Origin of the sequence: Pseudomonas sp. GZD-209, assembly GCF_049310485.1 — a bacterium.
Taxonomy (GTDB): Bacteria; Pseudomonadota; Gammaproteobacteria; order Pseudomonadales; family Pseudomonadaceae; genus Aquipseudomonas; species Aquipseudomonas sichuanensis.
In genome coordinates, this window is the sequence record NZ_JBMOWQ010000284.1 from 1 (window position 1) to 13,261 (window position 13,261).

Annotated in this window: 8 protein-coding genes and 1 pseudogene; 8 read left to right on the forward strand and 1 reads right to left on the reverse strand. The window is 64.3% G+C overall.

The genetic code is table 11. From position 1 onward, the window contains the following. Positions 1-291 precede the first annotated feature (291 nt). The 8 genes from ACO6VM_RS26915 to ACO6VM_RS26950 all read left to right on the forward strand — a co-directional run bounded on the left by ACO6VM_RS26915 (position 292) and on the right by ACO6VM_RS26950 (position 12,960). Positions 292-888 carry a superoxide dismutase gene (locus ACO6VM_RS26915; RefSeq protein ID WP_125857558.1) on the forward strand — a complete coding sequence of 199 codons (597 nt, stop codon included), beginning with the start codon at positions 292-294 and terminating at the stop codon, positions 886-888. A 266-nt stretch (positions 889-1,154) separates the two neighbouring features. Further along, complete coding sequence (locus tag ACO6VM_RS26920; RefSeq protein ID WP_125462751.1) at positions 1,155-3,206, forward strand: putative bifunctional diguanylate cyclase/phosphodiesterase; 2,052 nt, start codon at positions 1,155-1,157, stop codon at positions 3,204-3,206. Positions 3,207-3,354: 148 nt separating this feature from the next. Then, entirely contained in the window at positions 3,355-4,692 is a 1,338-nt protein-coding gene (locus ACO6VM_RS26925; RefSeq protein WP_125857556.1) for an imelysin family protein, read from the forward strand. A gap of 228 nt (positions 4,693-4,920) precedes the next feature. Beyond that, on the forward strand, positions 4,921-6,348 hold the full coding sequence (locus tag ACO6VM_RS26930) for a di-heme oxidoredictase family protein (RefSeq protein ID WP_401060667.1): 1,428 nt from the start codon (positions 4,921-4,923) through the stop codon (positions 6,346-6,348). A gap of 20 nt (positions 6,349-6,368) precedes the next feature. Further along, positions 6,369-7,433: an imelysin family protein gene (locus tag ACO6VM_RS26935; RefSeq protein WP_401060665.1), complete on the forward strand. Its 1,065-nt coding sequence runs from the start codon at positions 6,369-6,371 to the stop codon at positions 7,431-7,433. A gap of 2 nt (positions 7,434-7,435) precedes the next feature. After that, positions 7,436-8,533 carry a DUF1513 domain-containing protein gene (locus ACO6VM_RS26940; RefSeq protein ID WP_401060663.1) on the forward strand — a complete coding sequence of 366 codons (1,098 nt, stop codon included), beginning with the start codon at positions 7,436-7,438 and terminating at the stop codon, positions 8,531-8,533. Between the two features lie 235 nt (positions 8,534-8,768). Then, positions 8,769-9,911 carry an efflux RND transporter periplasmic adaptor subunit gene (locus ACO6VM_RS26945; protein WP_401060661.1) on the forward strand — a complete coding sequence of 381 codons (1,143 nt, stop codon included), beginning with the start codon at positions 8,769-8,771 and terminating at the stop codon, positions 9,909-9,911. Between the two features lie 13 nt (positions 9,912-9,924). Beyond that, positions 9,925-12,960 carry a multidrug efflux RND transporter permease subunit gene (locus tag ACO6VM_RS26950; RefSeq protein ID WP_422404054.1) on the forward strand — a complete coding sequence of 1,012 codons (3,036 nt, stop codon included), beginning with the start codon at positions 9,925-9,927 and terminating at the stop codon, positions 12,958-12,960. 161 nt (positions 12,961-13,121) lie between these two features. Here the strand turns inward: ACO6VM_RS26950 and ACO6VM_RS26955 are convergent. Continuing rightward, positions 13,122-13,261: pseudogene (locus ACO6VM_RS26955) on the reverse strand (IS256 family transposase); the annotation flags it as partial.

Sequence of the window (13,261 nt, forward strand, 5' to 3'; positions counted from 1 at the left end):
TCTGTGGGGGGCCATCTACGGATGGCGGAGCGTGCCTCCATCCCCCCCCCCCCCCCCCCCCCCCCCCCGCTCCCACGTGTACACATCGACAATGACCCCACAGCCCGCCGGTCAGTCGCGCCAACCGCTCTGGAACCTCTATTCCCTATAGTTGTTGCGTGGTTATGCGCAAGACCGGGTGCTATGATCCAGCCCTTGCGTCGCAAAGAGTACAAACTCGCCGACGCTCACCGGGCCGCCCGTGATCGGCCTTGCGCAAACCGCGAACAGACCTGAATCAGGAGATCCACCATGGCTTTTGAATTGCCGCCGCTGCCGTACGCCCACGATGCCCTGCAGCCGCACATCTCCAAGGAAACCCTGGAGTTTCACCACGACAAGCACCACAACACCTATGTCGTGAACCTGAACAACCTGGTCCCAGGCACCGAATTCGAAGGCAAGACCCTGGAAGAGATCGTCAAGACCTCTTCGGGTGGCATCTTCAACAACGCCGCTCAGATCTGGAACCACTCCTTCTACTGGGAATGCCTGTCGCCAAACGGCGGCGGCCAGCCGACCGGCGCCCTGGCTGATGCCATCACCGCCGCTTTCGGTTCCTTCGACAAGTTCAAGGAAGAGTTCACCAAGACTTCGGTCGGCACCTTCGGTTCCGGCTGGGGCTGGCTGGTGAAGAAGGCTGACGGTTCCCTGGCCCTGGCCAGCACCATCGGCGCCGGCTGCCCGCTGACCAGCGGCGACACCCCGCTGCTGACCTGCGACGTCTGGGAGCACGCCTACTACATCGACTACCGCAACCTGCGTCCGAAGTACGTCGAGGCGTTCTGGAACCTGGTCAACTGGAAGTTCGTTGCCGAGCAGTTCGAAGGCAAGGTCTTCACCGCCTGATCAGCCAGGCATAAAAAAACCCGGCAGCCGCCGGGTTTTTTTTCGCCTTTTTTTCTCGCGTTGCCTGCCTTTGTGCTCTTGCTCAGCACGCAGAGCGCGCTAACATCAATTTTCTGGAAAGTTGATGCAGCGCACTCAAGTCGCATGGCCGCTCAACCGATATAGAGCCAAGGGCAATTCCGTCGATGGGCGGGCAATCGGTCGATAGTCTTGTTGCCAGGATTGATGGCAAAATAATGGCATGCGCATGGATTAAGGAAACCCCTTTGAAGCTGGAATTTCGCAACAGCTTGTCGGTGAAGTTGCTCAGGGTTGTGCTGCTCTCGGCGTTGGCGGTCGGTGTCGTGCTCAGCTGCGCGCAGATCGTCTATGACGTCTACAAGACCCGCCAGGCCGTGAACAGTGACGCCCAGCGCATTCTCGACATGTTCCGCGACCCTTCCACCCAGGCGGTGTACAGCCTCGACCGGGAAATGGGCATGCAGGTGATGGAAGGCCTGTTCCAGGACGAATCGGTGCGCATGGCCTCCATCGGCCACCCCAACGAAACCATGCTCGCGGAAAAATCCAGGCCGCTGCAGGACATGTCCATGCGCTGGCTGACCGACCCGATCCTTGGCCAGGAACGCACCTACACCACGCAACTGGTCGGCCGCGGCCCGTATAGCGAATACTACGGCGACCTGAGCATCACCCTCGACACCTCCAGCTACGGCGAAGGCTTCCTGATCAACGCCGTGATCATCTTCATTTCCGGGGTACTGCGCGCCCTGGCCATGGGCCTGGTGCTGTACCTGGTGTATCACTGGCTGCTGACCAAGCCACTGTCGAAGATCATCGAGCACCTCACCCAGATCAACCCCGACCGCCCCAGCCAGCACCAGATTCCATTGCTCAAGGGCCACGAGAAGAACGAACTGGGCATCTGGGTCAACACCGCCAACCAGTTGCTGGCGTCCATCGAGCGCAACACCCACCTGCGCCACGAAGCCGAAAACAGCCTGCAACGCATGGCCCAGTACGACTTCCTCACCGGCCTGCCCAACCGCCAGCAGTTGCAGCAGCAGCTGGACAAGATCCTCGACGACGGTGGCCGCCTGCAGCGGCGCGTGGCCGTGCTGTGCGTGGGCCTGGACGACTTCAAGGGCATCAACGAGCAGTTCAGCTACCAGGTTGGCGACCAGCTGCTGCTGGCCCTGGCCGACCGCCTGCGCGCCCACAGCGGCCGCCTGGGCGCCCTGGCCCGCCTGGGGGGCGACCAGTTCGCCCTGGTCCAGGCCAATATCGAACAACCCTACGAAGCCGCCGAGCTGGCCCAGAGCATCCTCGACGACCTCGAAGCGCCGTTCGACCTCGATCACCAGCAGATCCGCCTGCGCGCCACCATCGGCATCACCCTGTTCCCCGAGGACGGCGACAGCACCGAGAAGCTGCTGCAAAAAGCCGAACAGACCATGACCCTGGCCAAGGCCCGCTCGCGCAACCGCTACCAGTTCTACATCGCTAGCGTCGACAGCGAGATGCGCCGGCGCCGCGAACTGGAAAAAGACCTGCGCGAAGCCCTGCCGCGCAACCAGTTGTACCTGGTCTACCAACCGCAGATCAGCTACCGCGACCACCGCGTGGTCGGCGTCGAGGCACTGCTGCGCTGGCAGCACCCGGAGCTGGGCATGGTGCCGCCGGACCAGTTCATCCCGCTGGCCGAACAGAACGGCAACATCATCACCATTGGCGAATGGGTCCTCGATCAGGCCTGCCGTCAGCTGCGCGAGTGGCACGACCTGGGCTTCAGCGAACTGCGCATGGCGGTCAACCTGTCCACCGTGCAGTTGCACCATAACGAGCTGCCGCGGGTGGTCAACAACCTGCTGCAGGCCTACCGCCTGCCGCCGCGCAGCCTGGAGCTGGAGGTCACCGAGACCGGCCTGATGGAAGACATCAGCACCGCCGCCCAGCACCTGCTCAGCCTGCGTCGCTCCGGCGCGCTGATCGCCATCGACGACTTCGGCACCGGCTATTCCTCGCTCAGCTACCTGAAGTCGCTGCCGCTGGACAAGATCAAGATCGACAAGAGCTTCGTCCAGGACCTGCTCGACGACGACGACGATGCCACCATCGTCCGGGCCATCATCCAGCTGGGCAAAAGCCTGGGGATGCAGGTCATCGCCGAAGGCGTGGAAACCGCCGAGCAGGAGAGCTACATCATCGCCCAGGGCTGCCACGAAGGTCAGGGCTACCACTACAGCAAGCCGCTGTCGTCGCGCGAGCTCACCGCGTTCCTCAAGCAGGCGCAGCGCAACCAGGTCTCGGTGCTGTAACCCCCGCCACACATACCGATGCACCGCAAACGGGCGTTTGCATGAAATGCGCGCCCGCCCCTTTACAGCAAATGCAAATCTTTCGCATGATGTTGCGGTTTCGCGTGCCACGCCGCACGGTCCAACCACACGACGCAGGAAACCAATAATGATTCGTATGCCTCTGGCCTCCGCCAGTCTGCTCGCCATCGCCATCGCCCTCGCCGGTTGCGGCGAAGGCAAGAACGACAAGGCCGCCGCGCCGCAAGCCCAGGCACCTGCCGCCGCCAGCACCACCGCCGCCGCACCGGGCGCGGTCGACGAAGCTGCCGGCAAGGCCGTGGTCAAGCATTACACCGAGATGGTCTACGCCGTGTACAGCGACTCGCTGAGCACCGCCAAGCAGCTGCAAACCGCAGTGGACGCGTTCCTCGCCAGCCCCAACGACCAGACCCTGAAGGCCGCGAAAGAAGCCTGGGCCGCCGCCCGCGTACCGTACCTGCAGAGCGAGGCGTTCCGCTTCGGCAACACCATCATCGACGACTGGGAAGGCCAGGTGAACGCCTGGCCCCTGGACGAAGGCCTGATCGACTACGTCGACAAGAGCTACGAGCACGCCCTGGGCAACCCGGCCGCCGGCGCCAACATCATCGCCAACACCGAGATCCAGGTTGGCGAAGACAAGGTCGACGTCAAGGACATCACCCCCGAGAAGCTGGCCAGCCTGAACGAGCTGGGTGGTTCCGAAGCCAACGTCGCCACTGGCTACCACGCCATCGAATTCCTGCTCTGGGGCCAGGACCTCAACGGCACCGGCCCTGGCGCCGGCAACCGCCCGGCGTCGGACTACCTGGAAGGCAAAGGCGCCACCGGTGGCCACAACGACCGCCGCCGTGCCTACCTGAAATCGGTCACCCAGCTGCTGGTCAAGGACCTCGAAGAGATGGTCGGCAACTGGGCACCGAACGTTGCCGACAACTACCGCGCCACCCTGGAAGCCGAACCGGTCAACGACGGCCTGCGCAAGATGCTGTTCGGCATGGGCAGCCTGTCGCTGGGCGAACTGGCCGGCGAGCGCATGAAGGTCTCGCTGGAAGCCAACTCGCCGGAAGACGAGCAGGACTGCTTCAGCGACAACACCCACTACTCGCACTTCTATGACGCCAAGGGCATCCGCAACGTCTACCTGGGCGAGTACACCCGCGCCGACGGCACCAAGCTGAGCGGCCCGAGCCTGTCGTCGCTGGTGGCCAAGGCCGACCCGGCTGCCGACGCCACCCTCAAGGCCGACCTGGAAGCCACCGAAGCCAAGCTGCAGGTGATCGTCGACCACGCGCTCAAAGGCGAGCACTACGACCAGTTGATCGCCGCCGACAACGCTGCCGGCAACCAGATCGTGCGTGACGCCATCGCGTCGCTGGTCAAGCAGACCGGCGCGATCGAGCAGGCCGCAGGCAAGCTGGGCATCGACAACCTGAACCCGGACACCGCTGATCACGAGTTCTGATCGACGCGTTGACGGTTGATGCTAAGAGGCGGCCTTCGGGTCGCCTTTTTGCTTTATGGGCCTATCGCGGGGGGGCGTGGGAGCGGGCTTGCCCCGCGATAAGGCCAGAAAAATTAATCAAAACGATGGAATTTCACATTCTTTTCATCCGTGTAATTGCAAATTGCTCTTATTCAAAAACAGCCGGCCTGATAAGCTTGCACGCCGGTTTTTCGCCCACGCCCAGGATTGTCGATGTCCTTGCTCCGCCTAAGCCCCCTGCTGCTGGCCCTCGCCCTTGCCGCCTGTGACGACGCCCCGCGTTTCACCCAGGCCGAGCCCGGTGAGGCCCTCTCCGGCGGCCAGGCAACGGTGCAGCGCAGTGACCGCAACGCCTTCTCCCTGCCCTCGGCCAACCTCAGCCCCGAGCGGCGCCTGGACTTCGCCGTGGGCAACAGCTTCTTTCGCAGCCCCTGGGTGATCGCCCCGTCCACCACCACCGCCCGTGATGGCCTGGGCCCACTGTTCAACACCAACGCCTGCCAGAACTGCCACGTGCGTGACGGCCGCGGCCACCCGCCGGAGCCCGGCGACAGCAACGCGGTGTCGATGCTGGTACGCCTGTCGATCCCCGATCAGCCCTACTACGCCCGGGTTATCGAACGCCTGGGCGTGGTGCCTGAGCCGGTGTATGGCACCCAGCTGCAGGACATGGCCGTGCCCGGCGTGGCGCCGGAGGGCAAGGTACGGGTGAGCTACGACAGCCAGACCGTCACCTTCAAGGACGGCCACCAGGTCGAGTTGCGCCGCCCCACCCTGCAGATCACCCAGCTCGGCTACGGCCCGATGCATCCCGATACCCGCTTCTCGGCCCGCATCGCCCCACCGATGATCGGCCTCGGCCTGCTCGAAGCCATCGCCGAAGCCGACATCCTGGCCAACGAAGACCCGGATGACCGCAACCACGACGGCATCCGTGGCCGTGCCAACCGGGTCTGGGACGACGCCCAGGGCAAGACGGTGGTCGGCCGCTTCGGCTGGAAGGCCGGGCAACCCAACGTCAACCAGCAGAACGTGCATGCCTTCGCCGGTGACATGGGCCTGACCAGCACGCTGCTGCCCAAGGACGACTGTACCCCGGCCCAGGTCGACTGCCTGGCCGCGCCCAATGGCGATGGTGCCGATGGCGAAAAAGAGGTCAGCGACAACCTCCTGCGCCTGGTCACCTTCTACACCCGCAACCTGGGCGTGCCGGCCCGCCGCGATGTCGCGGCCCCGCAGGTACTGGCCGGCAAGAACCTGTTCTACCAGGCCGGTTGCCAAAGCTGCCACACCCCGCAGTTCACCACCGCCGCCGATGCCGCCGAGCCCGAGCTGGCCAACCAGGTGATACGCCCTTACAGCGACCTGCTGCTGCACGACATGGGCCCGGGCCTGAGCGACGAGCGCACCGAGTTCGCCGCCAACGGCCAGGACTGGCGCACCCCGCCCCTGTGGGGTATCGGCCTGAGCCAGACCGTCAGCAGCGACGCCCGCTTCCTCCACGATGGCCGTGCCCGCGACCTGCTCGAAGCCGTGCTCTGGCACGGCGGCGAAGCCCAGGCGGCGCGCGACCAGGTACTGACGTTCAATGCCGAGCAGCGCGCCGCGCTGCTGGCCTTCCTGAATTCACTTTAAAACGCGCTAAGGAGCCGGGCATGTTCCGACCCAAACTGTTGTTCACCAGCCTCGCCGCACTCGCCCTCGGCGCCTGCTCGCCGCAGGACCCGCAAGCCGTGACCTCCGCCGCCATCGCCAAGCAGGTGATCCTGCCGACCTACAGCCGCTGGGTCGAGGCCGACCGCGTGCTGGCCGCCAGCGCCCTGGCCTACTGCGAAGGCAAGACCTCGCTGGACAGCGCCCGCGCCGACTTCCTCAACGCGCAGAAAGCCTGGGCCGAACTGCAACCGCTGCTGGTCGGCCCGCTGGCCGAAGGCAACCGCGCCTGGCAGGTGCAGTTCTGGCCAGACAAGAAGAACCTGGTGGGCCGCCAGGTCGAGCAACTGGTCAATGGCGACAAGCCAGTCGATGCCGAGGCACTGAGCAAGGCCAGCGTCGTGGTGCGCGGCCTGTCCGCCTACGAGTACATCCTGTTCGACAGCAAGCCGGACATGGCCACGGCCGAACAGAAGGCGCGTTACTGCCCACTGCTGGTGGCGATCGGCGAACACCAGAAGGTCCTGGCCGAGGACATCCTCAAGACCTGGAACAGCACCGACGGCATGCTGTCGCAGATGACCAAGTTCCCCAACCAGCGCTACGCCGACTCCCACGAAGCGATCGCCGACCTGCTGCGCGCCCAGGTCACCGGCCTGGACACCCTGAAGAAGAAACTCGGGGCGCCAATGGGCCGCCAGAGCAAGGGCATCCCGCAACCGCTGCAGGCCGAAGCCTGGCGCAGCCATTCTTCGCTCAAGAGCCTGGAAGCCTCGCTCAAGGCCGCCCAGACCGTCTGGGTCGGGGTCGACAACCAAGGCCTGCGCGGCCTGCTGGGCAAAGACCAGGCGGCGCTGGCACAGAAGATCGACGACGCCTACGCAGCCACCCTCAAGCTGCTGGCCGACAACCAGAAGACCCTCGGCGAGTTGCTGGCCGACGAAGCCGGGCAGCAGGCGCTGAACCAGATCTACGACAGCCTGAACGTCCTCCATCGCCTGCATGAAGGCGAACTGGCCAAGGCGCTCAACATTCAGCTGGGCTTCAACGCCAACGACGGTGACTGATCATGCTGCGACGCCAGGCGATCAAACTCGGTAGCGTACTGCTCAGCGCCCTGACCCTGGGCGGCTGGAGCCTGCTGCGCAACAAAGGCAGCGAGCCCTTGCTGCTCTCGGCGCGCGACGATGGCGACGGCAAGCACTACGCCGTCGGCTTCCGCCTGGACGGCACCCAGGTGTTCAGCACCCAGGTGGCCCAGCGTTGCCACGCGATCATCAACCACCCCGAACTGCCCATCGCCCTGTTCGTCGCCCGCCGCCCCGGCACCGAAAGCTACCTGATAGACCTGCGCGACGGGCGCCTGCTGCAAACCGTCACCTCGCAGCCGCACCGCCACTTCTACGGCCATGCGGTGATACACAAGGGCGGCGAATGGCTGTACACCACCGAGAACGACACCACCGATCCAGGCCGTGGCGTGCTGGGTGTGTACCGCTTCGACGGTGAGCGCCTGGTGCACACCGGCGAGCTCACGACCCACGGCATCGGCCCCCACGAACTGGCCTGGCTGCCCGACGGCGAGACGCTGGTGGTGGCCAACGGCGGCATCCGCACCGAGGCCGAAAGCCGGGTAGAGATGAACCTCGACGCCATGCAGCCGAGCCTGGTGCTGATGCAGCGCGACGGCACCCTGCTGAGCAAGGAAACCCTGGCCCAGCAGATGAACAGCGTGCGCCACCTGGCGGTGGGCGATGACGGCACCATCGCCGCCTGCCAGCAGTTCATGGGCGGCTCGGAGGAGACTGCCGAGCTGCTGGCGATCAAACGCCCCGGCGAGCCGTTCAAGGCCTTCCCGGTGCCCGAGCGGCAGCTGCAGTCGATGGCCCAGTACACCGCCAGTGTCGCCATCCACAGCGACCTGCGCCTGGTGGCACTGACCGCGCCACGGGCCAACCGGTTGTTCATCTGGGACCTGGACAGCGGCGCGGTGAAGCTCGATGCGCCGATGCCCGATTGCGCCGGGGTGGGTGCGGTGCAGGATGGTTTCGTCGTGACCTCCGGGCAGGGGCGTTGCCGCTTCTACGACTGCCGCAAGGCAGAGCTGATCGGGCAACCGATGAACCTGCCGTCCGGGTTCTGGGACAATCACCTGCATCTGGCCTGATTTCTCGTACAAGCCTAATCGCGGGGCTAGCCCGCTCCCACGAAGGAATGGACTGACCCAAGAGGATGATCTCCATTCCAACCCTGGGTCAGGCCAGGGCGTGGGAGCGGGCTTGCCCCGCGATAAGGCCCTCCCCTTTTCCGAAAAACCGACAATACTTGCCCCATCGCACGTGGGCAGGATCGCCCGTGGTCGCGCGTAATCCATAACAACCTCGCATCCAGGGAACCGGACCATGTTGCGCCGCCGCATGCTGATCATGTTGGCCGTTGTCTTGCTGATCGTGCTGATTCTGGGGGGCATCAAGGCCTTCTCCATCTATAAACAGGTGCAGATGTTCAGCCAACCCAAGCCGCCGGTCAGCGTTGCCGCGGCCCAGGCCGAACTGCGCCAGTGGCAGCAGCGCCTGCCGGCGGTCGGCAGCCTCAAGGCCTACCAGGGCGTGGAGCTGAGCCTGGAGGTGGCCGGCACGGTCAAGTCGCTGCACTTCGAGTCGGGCCAGCAGGTCAAGGCCGGGCAACTGCTGCTGCAACTGGACCACGACCAGGAAACCGCGCTGCTCGGCACCGCCCAGGCCGACCTCAACCTGGCCAAGGTCGACTTCGGCCGCGGCAGCCAGCTGGTCGGCGACTCGGCCATCTCCCGCGGTGAATACGACCGCCTGACCACCCAGTACCGGCGCAACCAGGCGGTGGTCGATCAACTCAAGGCGTCGCTGGCGAAAAAAAGCATCAGCGCGCCGTTCAGCGGCACCATCGGCATTCGCCAGGTGGATGTCGGCGCCTACCTCGCCAGTGGCACGGTGATCGCCACCCTGCAGGACCTGTCCAGCCTCTACGTCGACTTCAACGTGCCCGAGCAGGCCCTGCCGCACCTGAGCCTGGGCCAACAGGTGCTGGTGCAGGTGGCGGCCTACCCGGGCCAGACCTTCCCCGCCAGCCTCAGTGCGATCAACCCGAAGGTCGAGGAAAGCACGCGCAACCTGCTGGCCCGCGCCACCCTGGCCAACCCCGACGGCAAGCTGCTGCCGGGCATGTTCGCCAGCCTTCAACTACTGCTGCCCAATCCGCAGCCGCAAGTGGTGGTGCCGGAAAACGCCATCACCTTCACGCTGTATGGCAACTCGGTCTATGTGATCAGCCCGAAGAAGATCGAGGAGGGTCAGCCAGTGCCCGGCGCCGACGGCCAACCGCAGTTGATTGCCGAACAGCGTACCGTGCAGACCGGCGAACGACGCGATGGCTGGGTGGTGGTGAGCAAGGGCCTGCAGGCCGGCGACCAGGTGGTGACCGCCGGCCAGCTCAAGCTGAGCCCCGGCGCAGCCATCCGTATCAGCGACGACCAGGCCCTGAAACCTGCCGCGCCCGGCGCGAACTGAACGGGAGGCAGCCATGGCATTCACCGACCCGTTCATCCGTCGCCCGGTATTGGCCAGCGTGGTCAGCCTGCTGATCCTGCTGCTGGGCCTGCAAGCCTGGAACAAGCTGCAGATCCGCCAGTACCCGGCCATGGAAAACGCCCTGATCACGGTGACCACCGCCTACCCCGGGGCCAACGCCGAAACCATCCAGGGCTACATCACCCAGCCGCTGCAACAGAGCCTGGCCAGCGCCGATGGCATCGACTACATGACCTCGGTGAGCCGGCAGAACTTCTCGGTGATCTCGGTCTACGCACGCATCGGCGCCGACACCGACCGCCTGTTCACCCAACTGCTGGCCAAGGCCAACGAGGTGCGCAACAAGCTGCCGCAGGACTCGGAAGACCCGGTGCTGAGCAAGGAAGCCGCCGACGCCTCGGCGCTGATGTACATCAGCTTCTACAGCACCCAGATGAGCAACCCGCAGATCACCGACTACCTGTCGCGGGTGATCCAGCCCAAGCTGGCCACCCTGCCCGGCATGGCCGAAGCGCAGATCCTCGGCAACCAGGTGTTCGCCATGCGCATCTGGATCGACCCGGTGAAGCTGGCCGGCTTCGGCCTGTCGGCGGTGGACGTGACCAGTGCGGTGCGCCGTTACAACTTCCTCGCTGCCGCCGGTGAGGTGAAGGGCGAGTACGTGGTGACCAGCATCAACGCCAGCACCGAGCTCAAGACCGCCGAGGCCTTCGCCGCCCTGCCGGTCAAGACTGCCGGCGACAGCCGGGTACTGCTGGGCGATGTGGCGCGCATCGAGATGGGCGCCGAGAACTACGACACGGTCAGTTCGTTCGACGGCACGCCGTCGGTGTACATCGGCATCAAGGCCACCCCGGCGGCCAACCCGCTGGACGTGATCAAGGAAGTGCGCAAGCTCATGCCGCTGCTGGAGGAAGAACTGCCGTCGAGCCTCAAGGTGTCGATCGCCTACGACGCCACGCTGTTCATCCAGGCCTCGATCAATGAAGTGATCAAGACCCTGGGCGAGGCGGTGCTGATCGTCATTGTCGTGGTGTTCTTGTTCCTCGGCGCCCTGCGCTCGGTGGTGATCCCGGTGGTGACCATCCCGCTGTCGATGATCGGCGTGTTGTTCTTCATGCAGATGATGGGCTACTCGCTGAACCTGCTGACGCTGCTGGCCATGGTCCTGGCCATCGGCCTGGTGGTGGACGACGCCATCGTGGTGGTGGAGAACATCCATCGCCATATCGAAGAAGGCAAGACGCCGTTCGAGGCGGCGCTCGAAGGCGCGCGGGAGATCGCCTTGCCGGTGGTGTCGATGACCATCACCCTGGCGGCCGTGTACGCGCCGATCGGTTTTCTCACCGGGTTGACCGGTGCCTTGTTCAAGGAGTTCGCCCTCACGCTGGCGGGTGCGGTGATCATTTCCGGGATCGTCGCCCTGACCCTGTCGCCGATGATGTGCGCCCTGCTGTTGCGCCACGAGCAGAATCCCAGTGGCCTGGCCCACCGCCTGGACCTGATCTTCGAGAGCCTCAAGCTGCGTTACCAGCGCCTGCTGCACGGCACCCTCGACAGCCGCCCGGTGGTGCTGGTGTTCGCCGTGCTGATCCTGTGCCTGATCCCGGTGCTGCTGATGTTCACCCGCAACGAACTGGCGCCGGACGAGGACCAGGGGGTGATCTTCATGATGAGCAACTCGCCGCAGACCGCCAACCTCGACTACCTCAATGCCTACACCGACAAGTTCACGCCGTTGTTCAGGACCTTCCCCGAGTATTACTCGTCGTTCCAGATCAACGGTTTCAATGGCGTGCAAACCGGCATTGGCGGCTTTTTGCTCAAGCCGTGGAGCGAACGCGAACGCACGCAGATGGCGTTGCTGCCGCTGGTGCAGGCCGAGCTTTCACAGATCGGCGGCCTGCAGATCTTCGGCTTCAACCTGCCCTCGCTGCCCGGCACCGGTGAAGGGTTGCCGTTTCAGTTCGTGATCAACACCGCCGGTGACTACCCTGCCCTGCTCGATGTGGCCCAGCGCATCAAGGCCCGCGCCGAGGCCTCGGGCAAGTTCGCGTTCCTCGACATCGACCTGGCCTTCGACAAGCCTGAAGTGCTGATCGACATCGACCGCGCCAAGGCGGCGCAGATGGGTGTGTCGATGGACGCCCTGGGCGGCACGCTTGCCACCCTGCTCGGGGAGGCGGAGATCAACCGCTTCACCCTCGAAGGCCGCAGCTACAAGGTGATCGCCCAGGTAGAACGGCCCTACCGCGCCAACCCCGGCTGGCTGAACAATTACTACGTTAAGAACGACCATGGCCAGTTGTTGCCGCTATCGACCCTGATCACCCTCAGCGACCGCGCCCGGCCGCGCCAGCTCAACCAGTTCCAGCAGCTTAATTCGGCGATCATCCAGGGGGTGCCGATGGTGAGCATGGGTGAGGCGCTGGACACCGTGCGTGCCATCGCCCGCGAGGAAGCGCCTGAAGGCTTCTCGGTCGACTATGCCGGTACGGCGCGGCAGTTCGTGCAGGAAGGCAGCGCGCTGTGGATGACCTTTGGCCTGGCCCTGGCGATCATCTTTTTGGTGCTGGCGGCGCAGTTCGAGAGTTTCCGTGATCCGTTGGTGATTTTGGTGACGGTGCCATTGTCGATCTGTGGGGCGTTGTTGCCGCTGTTCCTTGGGGTGTCGAGCATGAACATTTACACCCAGGTGGGGCTGGTGACCTTGATCGGGCTGATTACCAAGCACGGCATTCTGATCGTCGAGTTTGCCAATCAGTTGCGGGAGGAAAAGGGCCTGGGTGTGCGTGAGGCGATCGAGGAGGCGGCGGCGATTCGCCTGCGGCCGGTGCTGATGACCACGGCGGCCATGGTGTTTGGCATGGTGCCGTTGATTCTGGCGACCGGGGCTGGGGCGGTCAGCCGATTTGATATCGGGCTGGTGATTGCTACGGGGATGTCGATTGGGACGTTGTTTACGTTGTTTGTGTTGCCTTGTATTTATACGGTGTTGGCGCATAAGGGGCGGGGTTTGGCTGGGTGAGTTTTTGTTTTTGTTTTTGGGTTCGGGTTCGGGTTCGGGTTCGGGCCCGAGTTTCAGAGTGTTTGTTTTGATAGATGTATGCGCATTCGGCGGCGATGGGGGACTGTCAGTTTTTTTGTGTTCGGGCCGGTAATGGCCTGCCGCTAGGCAGGCCATGATTTTCACCAGGTCGGCCTGATGAACCGATCTCCGTACAGAATCGCAAACTGATTCATTGCACTTTTCCAATCATGCGCCGCCGAGCCCCAATTCGCCGTGATGTTTCGCAGCCCCAGCCAGATCAGTTTGGTGGCTGCGTCAT